A 15,201-nucleotide genomic window follows, 5' to 3' on the forward strand; every position below is an offset into this window, starting at 1 on the left:
TTTCCTTGGATCGCTTGAAGCTGGTCATTGCCTTTGCCGAGCCCCTGCTCAGCCTTTGTGTCAGTGGCTCAGACTTTTTGCCACTGGCTGGAATTTGCTGCGCTGGACTCCACGGCGGCCAGAACCCGCTGCACCTGCAATGCGTCCGCGAAGGACGGTTCCGGCTGGCGGCCTTCGCCGATGGCCGTGACGAGGTCCACCACCTGGTGCGTGAAGCCGTGTTCGTACCCCAGGCCGTGGCCGGTTGGCCACCAGTTTCCGACGTAGGGGTGTTCGGGCTCGGTGACGAAGATCTTCCGGAACCCGGCATCGGGGGACTCTGCGGCGTCATAGAAGGACAGGACGTTCATGTCCTCGAAATCGAAGGCGAGGGAACCCTTGGTGCCGTTGACCTCCAGCCGCATGGCGTTCTTCCTGCCCAGGGCATAGCGCGTTGCCTCAAAGACGCCGATGGCACCTGCCGACGCGCCGCCGTCGAACTTTGCGCTGAAAATGGCTGCGTCATCGACGGTGACGGACCCGCGCGGGGCGTCGCTGCTGAGGTCGCCGTGGCCGCCCAGGCCCACAAGGTCGCCGGCCAGCGGACGCTCACGTACAAAGGTCTCCAGCAGTGCCGAAACTCCGCTGATGTTCTGGCCGGTGACCCACTGTGCGGCGTCGATGCTGTGTGCTCCGATGTCGCCCAGGGACCCGGAGCCTGACTTGCTCTTGTCCAGCCGCCAGGTCATGGGCGCGTTGGCATCGGTGAGCCAGTCCTGCAGGTACTGGGCCCTGACATGCCGGATCTCGCCCAGCCTGCCCTGGTCCACGAACCGCTTGGCCAACGCCAGCGCCGGGGTGCGGCGGTAACTGAAGCCGCACATTGAAAGGACGCCGTGCTTGGCTGCGGTCTCCGCTGCGAGCGTCATCCGCTCGGCTTCCTCCACGGAGTTTGCCAGCGGCTTTTCGCACAGCACGTGTTTGCCGGCTTCAAGGGCGGCGACGGCAATCTCGGCGTGGGTGTTGCCGGGAGTGCAGATGTCGATGAGGTCGATGTCGTCGCGCTCGATGAGTCGGCGCCAGTCCGTCTCAACCGACTCCCAGCCCAGTTTGTCTGCTGCGGCGCGGACGCCGTCGGCATTCCGGCCGGCCACCGCTGTGAGCTGTGGCTGCAGGGGCAGGTCGAAAAACCTCGGGGCGGTGCGCCAGGCGTGGGAGTGGGCGGCGCCCATGAAGGCGTAGCCCACCATGCCGACCCGCAGGGGTTTTGCGGTGGTCATGTTGAAAGTCCTTTCTGTGGATCCGCGCGTTACTTGCTGAAGCCGGCGGTCAGGCCTGCGAGCAGCTGGCGGCGGCCGATGACGTACAGCACCAGGATGGGCAGGGTGCTGAGCACCACGGAGGCGAGCACGGCGGGGATGTTGACGCTGAATTCACCCTGGAAGGTCCACAGGCCCAGGGGCAGGACGCGCAGGCTGGGGCTCTGGGTGAGAACCAGGGGGAGCAGGAACCCGTTCCAGACATGCAGGCCGTTGTAGATGGCAACGGTCACGATGGCCGGGCGGGTGAGGGGCAGGGCCAGGCGCCACATGGTCTGCCATTCGCTGCAGCCGTCCAGCCGCATGGACTCGAAGAGTTCGTTCGGGACGTCCCGGATGAAGTTGGAGAGAATCAGGACGGTCAGCGGGATGGCAAACGCAATGGACGGCAGCATCAGCGCCAGCAGGCTGTCGTACAGGTTGAGCCGGATAATCATCAGGTAGATGGGGATGATCGTGGCCTGCAGCGGGATGGCCAGGCCCATGAGGAACATGCCGTTGACCAGCTTAAGGAACCGTCCGCTGCCGCGGACGATGGCAAACGAGGCCATGAACGAAATCAGCACGGTGGGGATCACGGAACCGAGCGTGACGATGGCACTGTTCATGAAGTACTGGGCGAAATCCGCCTCCAGGACCGACTGGTAGTTCTCCAGCGTGGGCTCGGTGGGCAGAGCCAGCGGATTCTGGCCGAAGTAGCCGGACTGCGTCTTGAGGCTGGTGATCACCACGTAGTAGACCGGCAGGATGATGACGGCGAGCCACAGCCAACCGCCCAGGCCGCCCGGGATGTTCAGCCGCCTCAACCGCGTGCCGAGCCCGCGCTTGGCGGCCGCGGAGCCACCAACGGTTCCGGTCCGGGCCTCCTGCGCATTGCTTTTCAGGACTGTACTCACCCTACAAACCTTCCAATTGGCTGCCCTGCTTGTCCTTGCCCCCAAGGCGCTGGAGGAACAAGGCAAGTGCAAGGCCGATGATGACGAGGATGACGGCGATGACGCTGGCGGGGCCCATGAGGTTGGCCCGGAAGCCCCGCAGGTACATGTCCAGGGCCAGGATCCGGGTGGAGTTTCCCGGTCCGCCGCCGGTGAGGACGAAGATCAGGTCGAAGTAGGTCAGCGAACCCACCACCATCAGCGTGGATGAGGTGATGATGGTGTACTTCAACTGGGGCAGGGTGATGTGGAAGAACTGCTTGATGATCCCGGCACCGTCGATCTGGGCAGCCTCATACAGCGACTTGGGGATCTGCCGCACGCCGCCTTGGTAAATGAGCGTGTGGAACGGCACGAACTGCCAGGCAATCACGAAGATGACCAGGCCGAGGGCCAGGTGCGGAACACCCAGCCAGTCCTGCGCCAGGAACGGCAGCCCCAGGCCTGTTGCCAGGCCGAAGTTGGGATCCAGCAGGGCCTTGAAGGCAATGGCGACGGCGGCCGAGGACAGCAGCAGGGGCAGGAAGTACAGCACGGCCAAGGCGGCGCGGTAACGCTGGCTTCCTGCCGTGAAGACACCCAGCAGGAGGCTGATGGGGGTCTGCACCAGCCACGAGACGATCATGATCAGGAAGGTCAGGCCCAGGGCGTTGTACAAACCCGGATCCGCAAGCACGGAAAACCAGTTGTCCAGTCCCGCCGCCCCGATGGCACCGATCCCGTCCCAGCTAGTGAAACTGAGGATGAGTACACCCGCCAGCGGGATAACGGCGAACACCAGGAAGAAGAACAGGGCAGGTATGGTCAGCCACGCCAGGGCGGCCTTGCGTTGTTCTGTCTGCTTGGAATTCCTGACGCCGACGGCGGGCCCCGGGGCGGTGGAGACGGCGTTACTCATTTTCCGAGGGTGCCGTTCATGTTCTCAGCGAACTGCTGCGGCGTGATCGACTTCAGGAACAGCTGGTCGATGTTGTTGAGCAGGGCCTCGGCGGCGGTGGGGCTCAGCGCCTGGTCCCAGGACTGCTGGAAGCTGGGGGCGTTCTTTGCAAGGTCGTAGACGAAGTTGAGGAAGTCCTTGTCCGGTGACGTGTTCAGCTTGCTTTCGATGCCGTTGACAATGGGCACCGATCCGGAGTTGATGTAGGCGTCGATCATGGTATCGGTCATGATGCCGTCCTTGAGGAACTTCTTGGCGGACTCCTTTTCCTTGTCGCTGGCCTTGGCGGAAATGGACTGGTAGTTGGCTGGGTTGCCCACGCCGTTCTTCGGATCGCCCTTGCCGCCGGCGACGGCGGGGAACTGGACGAATCCCAGCTTGCCGTCCTGGACGAAGTTCTTGCCGTCCCGCTTCATCGGGCCATACGTCCAGGAACCGTGCAGCATCATGGCGGCCTTGCCGGTGTACAGCAGGGCCTGGTCTGCATTCGAGTCAGCCGTGATGGAGGAGAAGCCCTTAATGAAGCCGTCAGCAGAAACGAGTTCCTGGATCTTGGTGCCGGTCTCGATGACGGCCGGGTCCATCCAGGCATTGGGCTTGCCCGCGAAGATTGCCTTGAACACGTCGGGGCCGCCGATGCGGTCCAGCAGGTATTCGAGCCACATCATGGAGGTCCAGCGCGACTGGCCGCCCAGGGAGAAGGGAGCCACCCCCATGCCATTGAAGGTCTTCACCAAGGACATGATGTCGTCCCAGGTCTTGGGCGGCTGGACGCCTGCCTTTTGGAACAGTTCCTTGTTGTAGAACAGGACAATCGGACCGACATACATGTTGGGCAGGGCGTAGATCTTGCCGTTGACCGTGGCGGCGCTGAATGTTGACGGGAAGAACTTTTTCTTCAGGTCCGGTTCGGAATCAAGCCAGCTGGTGAGGTCTTCAACCTGGTTCGCCTCGGCATACGTCTTCAGCGTGCCGCCACCCCAGTTGTAGATGATGGTGGGTGCCTGGTTGGCGCCAATCGCTGTCTTGATCTTGGTCTTGTAGGCATCGTTCTGGAAGAAGGTGACCGAGATCTTGTTGTCGGGGTTTGCCTGGTTGAAGGCATCGATAGCCTTCTGCATGTTGGTCTGGTTCGGCTCGCCGGAAAGGAACCACATGCTGGCGCCACCGTTGCCGCTGGAGGCGCCCGGACCTGACGTCCCGCAGGCAGTGGTTGCCGCAACGGCAAAGGGAGTGAGGGCAGCGAGGGCGAGGAAAGAGCGCCTAGAGGTCTGGGGTTGCTTCATTGCTTCTCCATTGTGAATTTGCTGTCGAGGTACGGGGCGTCAGCTCCGACATTCGTTCGAAACATTTCGAACGGTGATATAAGTCACGCTGTAAACTAAAGTCCTAAAGATCCCTGGAGTCAAGGGATCGTAGAGGATATTTTTGCGAGAAATGTGCCTGCCGGAACGTGGTTGACTGCAGAACTGCTTCTTCTACAGAATGAATGCACTTCTCATCTTCGAAAGATTGCGAACCCATGACGACCAAATTGCCGGAGCGGACCAAGCCCACGCTCGCAACCGTGGCCAGGCAGGCCGGCGTCTCGGCTCCGACCGTCTCCAAGGTGGTGAACGGCCGGGACGATGTAGCTCCCGAAACAAGAGCCCGCATCCTCGCCGCGCTGGAGCAGGCGGGATACAAGTCGCCTGTGCAGCGCCGGGCTGCTGCCCAAAGCGGGACCGTGGTGGAAGTGGTTATCGACGTTCTCGACTCCGCCTACACCATTCAGGTCCTGAACGGCATTCTTCAGTTTGCAGCAGGTGCCGACGTCGAAATCCTGGTGAGCGTGACCGGCCAATCCACGCCTGGCAGGCAAACCCCGGAACGCCGCGCCCAGCGGATGCTCGAGGAGGGCAGGGCGGGGATGATCGTTGTCACCTCTGCCTTCAGCGAGGCGCAACTGCACGCATTCCGGCGCCGCCAGATTCCCGTCGTCGTCATCGACCCACTCAATCCGCCCTCAGCCGACGTCGTCAGCGTTGGGGCGACCAACTGGGCCGGCGGCAAGGCGGCCACCGAGCATCTACTCGGGTTGGGACACCGCCGCATCGCCTATATCGGCGGCATCGAGGGCGCCGAATGCAACCAGGCGCGGCTGCACGGGTACATGGCTGCGCTCATGGCCCACGGCATCAAGGTTGACCCCCAGTACATAGTGTCCGGAGGCCGCTTCCGCACCGAGAGCGGGGTCAGTGGCTTCAAAGAGTTGCTGAAGCTTGATGCCCTCCCCACTGCCATCTTTGCCGGCAGTGACGCCATTGCCCTGGGCGTCCTGAGCGAAGCGCGGCGCCACGGAATCAGGGTCCCTGAAGACATCAGCCTCATCGGTTTCGACGGCACCAACCAGGGTGAGCAATCGGTGCCATCGCTGAGCTCGGTGGCCCAGCCGCTCGAGGAGATGGGGCGGGCCGCCTTGAGGTCACTCCTGCGCCAGGTCCAGGGCGAAGTCCTTGATTCACACCGAGTGGAGCTGGCCACCCAGGTAATCGTCCGCGAATCCACCGCCCCTCCCGCGGGCTGAAAGACATCCCATGAAAATCACCAACCTCGACACTGTGGTCGTGGACTTTTACCGGACCAACCTCATTTTCGTCAGGCTGACCACTGATGAGGGCCTGACGGGAATAGCGGAGGCTACCCTCGAGGGCCAGGAACAATCAGTCATCGGCGCAGTGGCTGTCCTTGCCCAGGCCGTGCGGGGCAAGGATCCCACCCGGATTACCCAGACCATTTATGAAGTGAACCGCGACGCTTACTGGCGCGGGGGACCGGTCTCGATGACCGCGCTAAGCGCCCTCGAAATGGCAATGTGGGATGTTTCGGCGCGGGCACTGGGCGTCCCGGTCCACCGGATGTTGGGCGGACAGGTCCGCGACCGGGTCAGGGCCTACGCCAACGGTTGGTTCTCGGGTGCCAGAACGCCAGAGGATTTCGCCGAGGCCGCCGTCCAGACCGTGGCCCAGGGATTCCGCGGGCTTAAGTGGGACCCCTTCGAGGCTGCAGACCTCACTCTTGAACCCCGCGACCTGCGGCGGATGCTCGAGCCTGTTGCAGCTGTCCGGGAGGCGGTAGGTGATGACATTGAGCTGTTCATCGAAGGGCACGGCCGCTTCGACGTGCCTACGGCTATCCGCGTGGCCCGTGGGATTGAACAGTTCCAACCGGTTTTCTTCGAAGAGCCCTGCCCACCGGACGGCATCGATGCCCTTATCGAGGTACGCAGCAAATCACCGGTACCCATCGCGGCCGGGGAGCGGTGGATGGGCCGGAACACGTTCATTCCAGCCCTGGCGCGCAAGGCTGTGGACTATGTCCAGCCTGACGCCACCCATGCCGGGGGACTGCTGGAAATGTCGTTCATCTCCACACTCGCGGCAGCCCACTACGTTCCGTTCGCACCGCACAACCCCAGTGGACCCCTAAGTACCGCCGCAACGCTGCAGCTCGGTGCAACCCTGCCAAATTTCCGTTACCTGGAAATCATGGCAACCGACGTGCCGTGGCGAAGCGAGATCTCCAATGAGCGCCTCCAGTTGACAGCGGAGGGTGACGTCATGATCCCCGAGGTCGTGGGCCTGGGTATCGAACTGGACCGCGAAGCGATCGCCGAGCACCCTTTCACGCCGCATCCCATGCGGATCTTCAGCGATGCGGTGGCCGACATCCGGCCGCCGGACGCCCGGTCATACTTCAACCTGGACAGGGCAAGCGTCAGCTGAAGGGGAGGTCCTGGCGGCCCGCGACGGGGAGGCCGTCACTGCGGACCCTGGAGTGCAGACGCCTTCTTCAGTTCCTGCAGGATTTCCAGCTGGGCGCGGTTGATGGAGATCAGGAGTTCGATCTCTTTTTTGGCCTCGGTGTTTGTGTCGTAATCGTGTTGGGCCATGGCCGCAGCGATGGCGTCCTGCCGTTTGGCGGCGATGAGCAGAATCGCGCCCTGGAGTCCGGCCAGCATCGAGAGCAGGAGGTTCAGGAGGATGTAAGGGTATGGGTCCCAGGCATGGGCTGCCAGCGCCCAGGTATTGATGGCGGCCCAGATGAGCATGAACCCGATGAAGCCGGCAACGAAGGGCCAGCTTCCCATTCCGTTGCGCATAATGTCAGCGGCGCGTTGTCCCTTGGTCAGTGAGGCTTTGTGCTTCTCGTGCCAGGTTTTATGTTGGGGGCTCATGGCTCAGGGTAAACCCGGTAAGGGACGCTCGTGTCGAAGTCGCCGGCCATCCCAACTGTGGCCGGATCGCTGAAGGTGCCCCGCCACTCAGTCGAAATGGATTTCCGCTGCAGCTTGCCGCAGGGATTCGAGCCTTTCTTCCTCAACGTCCCGGCAAGGCGGCGGCTGGTGCCAATTCCTCCGTCAGGCATGGCCCTACCGAACCCCGCCGCACCAGGGTGGCGGTGAACTGCGCCGGAGCGGCAGGGGGCAGCCCTTCCATCTGTCGGATCAACGCCTTGGCCGCGGCCACACCCATGTTGTAGACCGGCTGGGCGATGACGGTCAGGGGCGGCGCAGTGAGCCTGGTCCACGCGAAGTCGTCGTACATCAGGAATGAAACATCCGCCGGGATGGAAAGGCCCAGTTCCTGGATGGCTTCCACGACGCTCAGTGCGATCAAGCCGTCGGAAGCCACCACGGCTGTGGCCCGGTCCGGGCCCCGGAGCACTTCCCGGGTGACGCTGCGGATGGAGTCCTCATCGCCGGCATTCAGCCGGACCAGGTCCTCCGGGAAGGGCAGCCCCGCCTCGAGGAAGGCCTCCCGCATGCCCTCGATACGGTCTGCGATCTGGGAGGACTCGAGGGTCATTCCAGGCGTGTACGGGGTGTCGGTTCGAAGTGTCGAGATGAAGGCAATCCGGCGATGCCCGGCGTTGAGCAGATACTGTGTGGCCTCCCGCGAGATTCTTGCCATGTCCACGGCCATGGTCTCCACCTGAAGGTCTCCTGCGGTGCGGTCGATGAAGACCAGCGGGCGTCCTGACCGGTGTACTTCCTGCAAGTGACCGGTGTCCACCGATGATGCCGGCGCGACGATCAGGCCATCCACCCGCTTGTCCAGGAGCACCCGGACAGCGTCCACTTCCGCCGCCCGGTCCTCATCCGTATTGACCAGGATGACGTTGTAGCCGGCCTTCTTCGCGGTGTCTGTAATGCCCCGGGTGGCAAGTCCAAAGTGGGGGTTTTCGATGTCACCCACCACCACGCCGATGGTGTGCGACTTTCCGGTATTCATGCTGCGGGCAAGCTCGTTGGGCCGGTATGAGAGCGCCTCCGCAGCGGCAAGAACTCGCTCGCGGACATCATCGCTGACGGCGCCGTAATTGCCCAGCGCACGGGCGGCCTGCGCCTTGGAAACCTGTGCAGCTTTTGCGACGTCGGCAACGGTTACGTCCCGCCGTCGCGCTCCTTCACCGTTCATCTTCACCTTTCGAAGGGCTGTTGACGGCCCCTGTGACTTCGGCTACATTTCTATCCATCGATGTGAGTCCGGTCTCAATCCTAGGGTGTGAGACCGGACTCAACAAGAGCATCGACGACTTTCTTCGGCGGCCCTGACAGCACCGCCTCCCCACCAACGATTGGACAACGCTGTGAAGAAAAAGAATCTCCGCCCGGCCGGCATTGCCGCCGCAGCACTCGCTGCGGTCCTGGCGCTTTCCGGCTGCGGCTCCACCTCCGCCGCCTCCACCACTGAGAACAACCCCTACGGATTGATCCAGCCCGGCACTATCCGGGTGGCAAGCCTGGGTGACTCCAAGCCCTACACGTTCGCCGATGCCTCCGGAAACTTCACCGGCTTCGACGTGGAACTCTTCAAGGACGTGGCCCACCGGGCCGGTGTGGACAACGTGGTCTTCACCGGCCAGGACTTCTCGGGCCTCCTTGCCGCCGTTGCCAACGGGCAGTTCGACGCCGGTGTTGCAGCCATCGGCATCACGGACAAGCGCAAGGAAACTGTGGACTTTTCGGACGGATACCTGGCCGGTTACCTGACGGTCATTACCACCAAGTCCTCCGGCATCACCGGCGTGGATGGCCTGGCCGGCAAGCGCCTGGGCGTGGTCCAGGGAACACTGCAGGAAGCCTACGCGGTGAAGAACTTCACCTCGGCCAGCCTGGTCCGTTTCCCTGACAACAACACCGCCATCGCGGCTGTGAACAGCGGCACCGTGGACGCCCACTTCCTGGATTACGAGGCCGCCAAGGCGTACGAGGAGCAGCATGGCCTGGTCAGCGCCGCGGACATCCCCTCCTTCGACGCCCCGGCCGGGTTCGCCGTGGCCAAGGGCAAGACCGCCTTCAAGGAAGCCCTGAACAAGGGCCTGGCGGCAGCCATGGAGGACGGCACCTGGAAGAAGCTGTACCAGAAGTGGTTCCCGGGTTCCCCGATGCCTAAGCAGTACCTGCCCAAGGCCGAGCAGACCGCTTCCCCCTCACCGGCACCGAGCAAGTAAGCGCCCACCACGTACGCCTTCGGGCGCATGGCCGGGCGGGCCGCAGCCCGCGGCCTGCCCGGCACCACCACACAATCTACGTCTGAGAGCAATCATGGACTGGTTCAACACCATCATCCGTACATTCTTTGACTTCGGCGCTATGGCCGAGGTCCTGCCCCAACTGTTGGCGGTCGGCCTGCTGAACACGCTGATCATCTCCATCGCCGCCACCGTCCTTGGCACGGTGCTGGGCAGGGTGGTGGCCGTCATGGGCATCTCACCATCCAAATGGCTGCGGGTCCCGGCCCGGATCTACACCGACCTGTTCCGGGGCCTGCCCGCTATCCTGACCATCCTGCTGATCGGCCAGGGGTTTGCCCGGCTGAGCCAATCGATCTTCGGCCCGTCGCCCTACCCGCTGGGCATCATCGCGCTGAGCCTGATCGCCAGCGCCTACATCGGGGAGATCTTCCACGCCGGGATCCTCAGCGTGGACAAGGGCCAGGGTGAGGCCTGCCGTGCCCTGGGCATGAGCTACGCCAAATCCATGGCCCTGGTGGTGGTGCCCCAGGGCGTCCGCCGGGTCCTCCCTGCCCTGGTGAACCAGTTCATCGCCATCGTCAAGGACTCCTCCCTGGTCTACTTCCTGGGCCTGCTGGTCACCGAACGCGAACTCTTCCGCGTGGGCCAGGACGCCGCGGTGCTGTCCGGCAACCTCTCACCCCTGGTGGCCGCAGGCCTCCTCTACCTGGTGATCACCGTTCCGCTGACCCACCTGGTGAATTACTTCGACAACAAGTTCCGCACCGGCCGCCGCCGCGCCGCACCGCCCACCAGCGGCCTGAAGGAAGTCAAGGAACTCGATGCGGCCTCGCCGCTCACAGCCGGGAGCAACACATGAACACCCCCACCCCCACCACCCTGAACACTGCCACCCCTGAGGCGCAGTCGTTCCACGGTTCAAGCCTGGAACTGCGCAACCTCACCATGGCTTATGGCGACATCGAGGTCCTGCGCAACGTCAGCCTCGCCGTGGCCCCGGGTACCACCACGTGCATCATCGGCCCCTCCGGATCCGGCAAGTCCACGCTGCTGCGCGGCGTCAACCGGCTCCACGAACCCAAGAGCGGGAACGTGCTGCTCGCCGGCGAGAGCACCCTGGGCGCCAACTCGGACACCCTGCGCACCCGCATCGGCATGGTGTTCCAGCACTTCAACCTCTTCCCGGACCACACCGCAGAGGAAAACGTGGCCCTGGCCCTCTGGAGCGTCAAGGGCATGCCCAAAGCCCGGGCCATGGAACGCGCCCGCCAACGGCTCGCCGAGGTTGGACTGGCCGAACGCGCAGACCACCGCCCCCGCGACCTCTCCGGCGGCCAGCAGCAGCGCGTCGCCATTGCACGTGCCCTGGCCATGGAACCCGAAGTGATGCTCTTCGACGAGGCCACGAGCGCCCTGGACCCCGAACTGGTCAAAGGCGTCCTTAACCTCATGGCCGGCCTGGGCCGCCGCGGCATGACCATGCTGGTGGTCACCCATGAAATGGGCTTCGCCCGCAAAGTGGCCGACCAGGTGGTCTTCATGGACGAAGGGGAGGTAGTGGAAGCCGGAACCCCCACCCAACTCTTCGACAACCCCCGCAGTGAGCGCCTCCAGCGTTTCCTTTCCGAGGTGCTGTGATGGGCACGGTCGCAGCGGCACGCATCCGGACCGCCGTCGTCGGCTTTGGAATCTCCGGCAAGGTCTTCCACGCGCCACTGGTCGCCGCCAACCCGGACTTCTCGCTGGACGTCATCGTCACGGCCCAGCCGGAGCGCGCGGCGGAGGCGGCACGCCTCTATCCGCGGGCGCGGATTGTTGGCACCCCGGAGGAGCTTTTCGCCCTGGCCAAGGACCTGGACCTGGTCATCCTGGGCACCCCGCCGCACACGCACTACGGGCTGGCCGCCACGGCCATCGCCCACGGCCTGCACGTGGTGGTGGACAAGCCGTTCGTGCCAACGTCCGCCCTGGGTGAGGAACTGATCAGCAGGGCGGCCGACGGCGGGGTGCAGCTCACGGTGTTCCAGAACCGCCGGTGGGATGCCGACTTCCTCACCCTCCGGAAGATCCTGGCTTCCGGAGCGCTGGGGGAGGTCAGCAGCTTCGAATCACGCTTCGAATGGTGGCGGCCGGAAGGCTTCGGCAACTGGCGGGACACGGTATCGCTGGCCGAAGGTGGCGGCATCCTGCACGACCTCGGCGCACACCTGATCGACCAGGCCATCCAGCTGTTCGGGCCGGTGGACACGAGCTACGGCGAGACGGCCAACCGCGGGCAGCATCCGGACGCTGCCGACACCGAAGCCTTCGTGTCACTGCTGCACGCCTCCGGAGTCCGCACGCGCCTCTGGATGAACGGCATGGCCGCCCAGGCCGGGCCCCGCTTCCACGTCCTGGGCTCCCAGGCCGGCTACACCAAGTGGGGCCTTGACGGCCAGGAACCCGCGCTCGCGGCAGGCATGGTCCCGTCGGATCCGGCCTACGGCATGGATCCCCAGGAGCGTTGGGGGCTCCTGGGGATCGACGGGGCAGCCGCCCCCGTGGCCCCACAGCGCGGCGCGTACCCGCAGTTCTACGTCCAGCTGGCCGCCGCCCTGCGCGGGAACGGGCCGCTGCCCGTCGACCCCGCCGGACCGCTGGAGGTACTGAAGGTCATCGAAGGCATCCACGCCCTCGCCTGAGCTCCCAAAGCCCATATCTCTTCCTCTGATGCACCGTTCGCGTCCATCCCACCCACGTATTCCACAGAAAGGGACACCAATGTCCTCTGTTGCAGCCACCAAGCGCGTCGCCATCATCGGCGGCGGCATCCTGGGCGTCTCCACCGCCGTGCACCTGCTCCGCGAAGGATCGTCCGTGATCCTGCTGACCGAGCGCGGCCTGGCCAGCGAAGCCAGCGGCCGCTCGCTGTCCTGGCTCAACTCCGCCGGCGAACGGTCCACCCCGTACCACCAGCTGCGGGTGGCCGGCGTGGACCGCTACCGCACCCTTTTCGCCTCTGACCCCAGCCGGGAATGGCTGCAGTTCGGCGGCGGCCTGATGTGGAACGCGGCGGGACAGTACGAGGCTACCGAGGCCCGGCACGCCTACGAGAAGTCCATCGGCTACGACTCCAAGCTGCTTGCCCCGGAGGAGATCGCCTCAGCCACCCCCGGTATTGATGCAAGCGCCGTGCCGGAGAACGCCATCTTCAACCCAGGCGAAGGCTGGGTCAGCCTGCCGGACCTGATCGACTTCCTCATGGAGGAGTTCCATGAGCGCGGCGGCGAGCTGGTCCTCAACGCCGGCAAGGCCTCCGTCATGGTGGAGGACGGCCGCACTGCCGGCGTGGAGACCTCCGCGGGCGGGACGTACCCGGCCGACGCTGTCCTGGTGGCGTGCGGCGCAGCGACGCCCGCCGTCGTTGAACCCCTCGGCGTGCACATCCCCAATGGTTCGCCCGTGTCCATGCTGGTGGTGACCAAGCGGGTGCAGCAGGAGGTCACCGCCGTCATGAACACTCCGCGCGCAGCACTCCGGCCCAACCCGGGCGGCACGTTCGCCCTGGACCACGACTGGTACGAAGAACAGATCACCGAACACGCGGACGGCTCCTTCAGCATTCCTGACGGGGTGGTTCAGGAACTGGCCGATGAGGCGTCCAGGCTGGTTGCCGGCAACCCGGAACTCAAGCCCGCCTCCTGGAAGATGGGCTACAAGCCGATTCCCGGTGACGGCGAGCCGGTCCTGGGCGAACTGGGCCAGGTGCCGGGTTGCTTCGTAGCCTTCACACACTCGGGTGCCACGCTGGGCCTTATCGCCGGTGAACTCCTCGCCGGCGAAATCCTGACCGGACGGAAGCACGCCATGCTGGCCACCTTCCGGCCGGGACGTTTCTCCTAAGCCGTGCCGGCAAAGGGGCGGGGCCGCACGGTGCGCGGCCCCGCCCCTTTGGTGGGGACGTTGCTCAGGCCCCCAAATGTCCGGTGAGGCGGCGGTGGAAGCCGGTGCTGCGTTCATCAAGGCCTTCGATGGTCACGGCGGCCCCATGGTCCGCATATTTCGTTTCGATGGAGTCGAGGGCGGCAACAGTTGAGGCGTCCCAGATCTGGGCGCGGCTGAGGTCGATGGTCACCGAGGTGGGGTCGTCGGCGTAGGCGAAATGCTCCACAAGGTCATTGCTGCTTCCGAAGAACAGCGGCCCCACCACCTCATAGCGGACGGTCTCGCCGTCGTCCGCCACGGTCCGCTCAACGCTGATAACGTGCGCCACCCGGCGTGCGAACAGCACCATGGCGAGGACGACGCCGACGAGGACGCCGTAGGCCAGGTTCCCGGTGAGCACCACAACGGCGACGGTGGCGGCCATGACGAGCGTCTCCGGTAGGGGCATCCGCTTCAGGGTGGACGGCTTCACGCTGTGCCAGTCGACCGTAGTCACGGCGACGACCATCATGACTGCGGCAAGGGCCACCATGGGGATCTGTCCCATGATCGAGCTGAGCCCCGTCACCAGGGCCAGCAGGAACAGCCCGGCCACGAACGTGGAAATCCGGGTGCGGGCCTGTCCGGTCTTCACGTTCAGGACCGTCTGGCCGATCATGGCGCAGCCGGCGATGCCGCCGTAGAACCCGGCGAGGATGTTCGACACGCCCAGGGCCCAGGATTCGCGGCCCTTGTGCGAGGGGGTCTCCGTAATGTCATCCACGAGTTTTGACGTGAGGAGGGTTTCCATGAGGCCGACGAACGCCACGCTCAAAGCAGTGGGCAATACCAGCTGGAAGGTCTCAAGGCTCACCGGGAAAAGGAACGGCGTGATCCCGGGCAGCTTGCCGGTGAGCGGGCCTTCGTCCGCGACGTTCGGAACGGTGAGGCCGGCGATGATGACAATCGCGGTGACGACGACGATGGCCACCAGCGGCGACGGCACCACCTTGGTGAACCGGGGCAGGATGAAAATGATCGCGAACGTCAGGGCGAACAGGACGTAGGCGAGCCAGGGGACGTTGAGGACGTGGGGCACCTGGGCCATGAAGATCAGCACACCCAGGGCATTGACGAATCCGATCATCACCGATCGCGGGATGAAGCGCATCAGGCGGGCAAGGCCGGCCAAACCAAAGACCACCTGGATCACGCCGGCGAGGAGTACCGCGGGCAGGACGTACTGGACACCATGCTCATGGACGAGCGGGGCGATGACCAGGGCGACGGAACCTGCGGCGGCCGTAACGACGCCGGGCCGGCCACCGAGCACCGACATCGCCAGGGCCAGCACGATGGAGGCGACAAGGCTCACCATGGGATCCACCCCGGCCACGATCGAGAACGAAATGACTTCCGGGACCAGAGCGAGGGTGGTGACCATGCCGGCCAGGACCTCGCGGGACAGCTGCCGCGGAGAGCGCAGCGCGGTAAGGACAGTGATGGGTTGCCGGATGGGGCGGGTGCGGTCGGCGACGGCCAAGGAGCGGCTCCAGGGGACTCGGCTCTCCTGGGAGAGCGGGTGTGCAACGTTTCTGCGCGCCACGAT

General features: G+C 64.6%; 14 protein-coding genes. 7 read left to right on the plus strand and 7 right to left on the minus strand.

Annotated elements, in window-relative coordinates; translation table 11 throughout:
- Positions 1-68: 68 nt before the first annotated feature.
- From ACTAQI_RS16950 to ACTAQI_RS16965, 4 genes are read right to left on the minus strand one after another with little or no spacing between them, the layout of a single operon-like run.
- Positions 69-1,259, minus strand: coding sequence for a Gfo/Idh/MocA family protein (locus ACTAQI_RS16950; RefSeq protein WP_457947404.1), 1,191 nt, complete (start codon positions 1,257-1,259; stop codon positions 69-71).
- 29 nt (positions 1,260-1,288) lie between these two features.
- Entirely contained in the window at positions 1,289-2,194 is a 906-nt protein-coding gene (locus tag ACTAQI_RS16955) for a carbohydrate ABC transporter permease (protein ID WP_457947406.1), read from the minus strand.
- Position 2,195: 1 nt separating this feature from the next.
- Positions 2,196-3,131 carry a carbohydrate ABC transporter permease gene (locus ACTAQI_RS16960; RefSeq protein ID WP_457947408.1) on the minus strand — a complete coding sequence of 312 codons (936 nt, stop codon included), beginning with the start codon at positions 3,129-3,131 and terminating at the stop codon, positions 2,196-2,198.
- Complete coding sequence (locus ACTAQI_RS16965) at positions 3,128-4,456, minus strand: extracellular solute-binding protein (protein ID WP_457947410.1); 1,329 nt, start codon at positions 4,454-4,456, stop codon at positions 3,128-3,130. The genes ACTAQI_RS16960 and ACTAQI_RS16965 overlap by 4 nt, the downstream gene beginning before the upstream one ends.
- Before the next feature lie 236 nt (positions 4,457-4,692).
- On the opposite strand from ACTAQI_RS16965, the gene ACTAQI_RS16970 reads away from it, so the two are divergent.
- A complete protein-coding gene (locus tag ACTAQI_RS16970; protein WP_457947411.1) occupies positions 4,693-5,736 on the plus strand; it encodes a LacI family DNA-binding transcriptional regulator in 1,044 nt (347 codons plus the stop codon).
- 10 nt (positions 5,737-5,746) lie between these two features.
- A complete protein-coding gene (locus ACTAQI_RS16975) occupies positions 5,747-6,934 on the plus strand; it encodes a mandelate racemase/muconate lactonizing enzyme family protein (RefSeq protein ID WP_457947413.1) in 1,188 nt (395 codons plus the stop codon).
- Between the two features lie 35 nt (positions 6,935-6,969).
- Here ACTAQI_RS16975 and ACTAQI_RS16980 read toward each other — a convergent pair whose 3' ends face one another.
- Complete coding sequence (locus ACTAQI_RS16980; RefSeq protein WP_457947415.1) at positions 6,970-7,386, minus strand: DUF1003 domain-containing protein; 417 nt, start codon at positions 7,384-7,386, stop codon at positions 6,970-6,972.
- A gap of 142 nt (positions 7,387-7,528) precedes the next feature.
- The gene (locus ACTAQI_RS16985; RefSeq protein WP_457947416.1) at positions 7,529-8,629 is read right to left on the minus strand and encodes a LacI family DNA-binding transcriptional regulator; all 1,101 of its coding nucleotides are present in this window, start codon (positions 8,627-8,629) and stop codon (positions 7,529-7,531) included.
- A 172-nt stretch (positions 8,630-8,801) separates the two neighbouring features.
- On the opposite strand from ACTAQI_RS16985, the gene ACTAQI_RS16990 reads away from it, so the two are divergent.
- From ACTAQI_RS16990 to ACTAQI_RS17010, 5 genes are all read left to right on the plus strand, one after another.
- Complete coding sequence (locus ACTAQI_RS16990; RefSeq protein ID WP_457947418.1) at positions 8,802-9,665, plus strand: ABC transporter substrate-binding protein; 864 nt, start codon at positions 8,802-8,804, stop codon at positions 9,663-9,665.
- A gap of 94 nt (positions 9,666-9,759) precedes the next feature.
- Positions 9,760-10,548 (plus strand): amino acid ABC transporter permease, encoded by a 789-nt coding sequence (locus ACTAQI_RS16995; protein WP_457947419.1) that lies wholly within the window; start codon positions 9,760-9,762, stop codon positions 10,546-10,548.
- The gene (locus tag ACTAQI_RS17000; RefSeq protein WP_457947420.1) at positions 10,545-11,327 is read left to right on the plus strand and encodes an amino acid ABC transporter ATP-binding protein; all 783 of its coding nucleotides are present in this window, start codon (positions 10,545-10,547) and stop codon (positions 11,325-11,327) included. The genes ACTAQI_RS16995 and ACTAQI_RS17000 overlap by 4 nt, the downstream gene beginning before the upstream one ends.
- Positions 11,327-12,370: a Gfo/Idh/MocA family protein gene (locus ACTAQI_RS17005; RefSeq protein ID WP_457947421.1), complete on the plus strand. Its 1,044-nt coding sequence runs from the start codon at positions 11,327-11,329 to the stop codon at positions 12,368-12,370. Before ACTAQI_RS17000 ends, ACTAQI_RS17005 begins: the two co-directional genes overlap by 1 nt.
- A gap of 79 nt (positions 12,371-12,449) precedes the next feature.
- Positions 12,450-13,571, plus strand: coding sequence for an NAD(P)/FAD-dependent oxidoreductase (locus tag ACTAQI_RS17010; RefSeq protein ID WP_457947422.1), 1,122 nt, complete (start codon positions 12,450-12,452; stop codon positions 13,569-13,571).
- 64 nt (positions 13,572-13,635) lie between these two features.
- Here the strand turns inward: ACTAQI_RS17010 and ACTAQI_RS17015 are convergent, their stop codons facing one another.
- A complete protein-coding gene (locus ACTAQI_RS17015) occupies positions 13,636-15,135 on the minus strand; it encodes a SulP family inorganic anion transporter (RefSeq protein WP_457947424.1) in 1,500 nt (499 codons plus the stop codon).
- Positions 15,136-15,201: the final 66 nt, after the last annotated feature.

The sequence above is a fragment of the Pseudarthrobacter sp. alpha12b genome (genome assembly GCF_054130495.1).

Bases quoted from the DNA above. Each gene is read 5' to 3' on its own strand.
- ACTAQI_RS17010 (WP_457947422.1), top strand. From the start codon at position 12,450: ATGTCCTCTGTTGCAGCCACCAAGCGCGTCGCCATCATCGGCGGCGGC.
- ACTAQI_RS16975 (WP_457947413.1), top strand. From the start codon at position 5,747: ATGAAAATCACCAACCTCGACACTGTGGTCGTGGACTTTTACCGGACC.
- ACTAQI_RS16985 (WP_457947416.1), bottom strand. From the start codon at position 8,629: ATGAACGGTGAAGGAGCGCGACGGCGGGACGTAACCGTTGCCGACGTC.
- ACTAQI_RS16960 (WP_457947408.1), bottom strand. From the start codon at position 3,131: ATGAGTAACGCCGTCTCCACCGCCCCGGGGCCCGCCGTCGGCGTCAGG.
- ACTAQI_RS16950 (WP_457947404.1), bottom strand. From the start codon at position 1,259: ATGACCACCGCAAAACCCCTGCGGGTCGGCATGGTGGGCTACGCCTTC.
- ACTAQI_RS16980 (WP_457947415.1), bottom strand. From the start codon at position 7,386: ATGAGCCCCCAACATAAAACCTGGCACGAGAAGCACAAAGCCTCACTG.
- ACTAQI_RS17005 (WP_457947421.1), top strand. From the start codon at position 11,327: ATGGGCACGGTCGCAGCGGCACGCATCCGGACCGCCGTCGTCGGCTTT.
- ACTAQI_RS17000 (WP_457947420.1), top strand. From the start codon at position 10,545: ATGAACACCCCCACCCCCACCACCCTGAACACTGCCACCCCTGAGGCG.
- ACTAQI_RS16970 (WP_457947411.1), top strand. From the start codon at position 4,693: ATGACGACCAAATTGCCGGAGCGGACCAAGCCCACGCTCGCAACCGTG.
- ACTAQI_RS16995 (WP_457947419.1), top strand. From the start codon at position 9,760: ATGGACTGGTTCAACACCATCATCCGTACATTCTTTGACTTCGGCGCT.
- ACTAQI_RS16965 (WP_457947410.1), bottom strand. From the start codon at position 4,456: ATGAAGCAACCCCAGACCTCTAGGCGCTCTTTCCTCGCCCTCGCTGCC.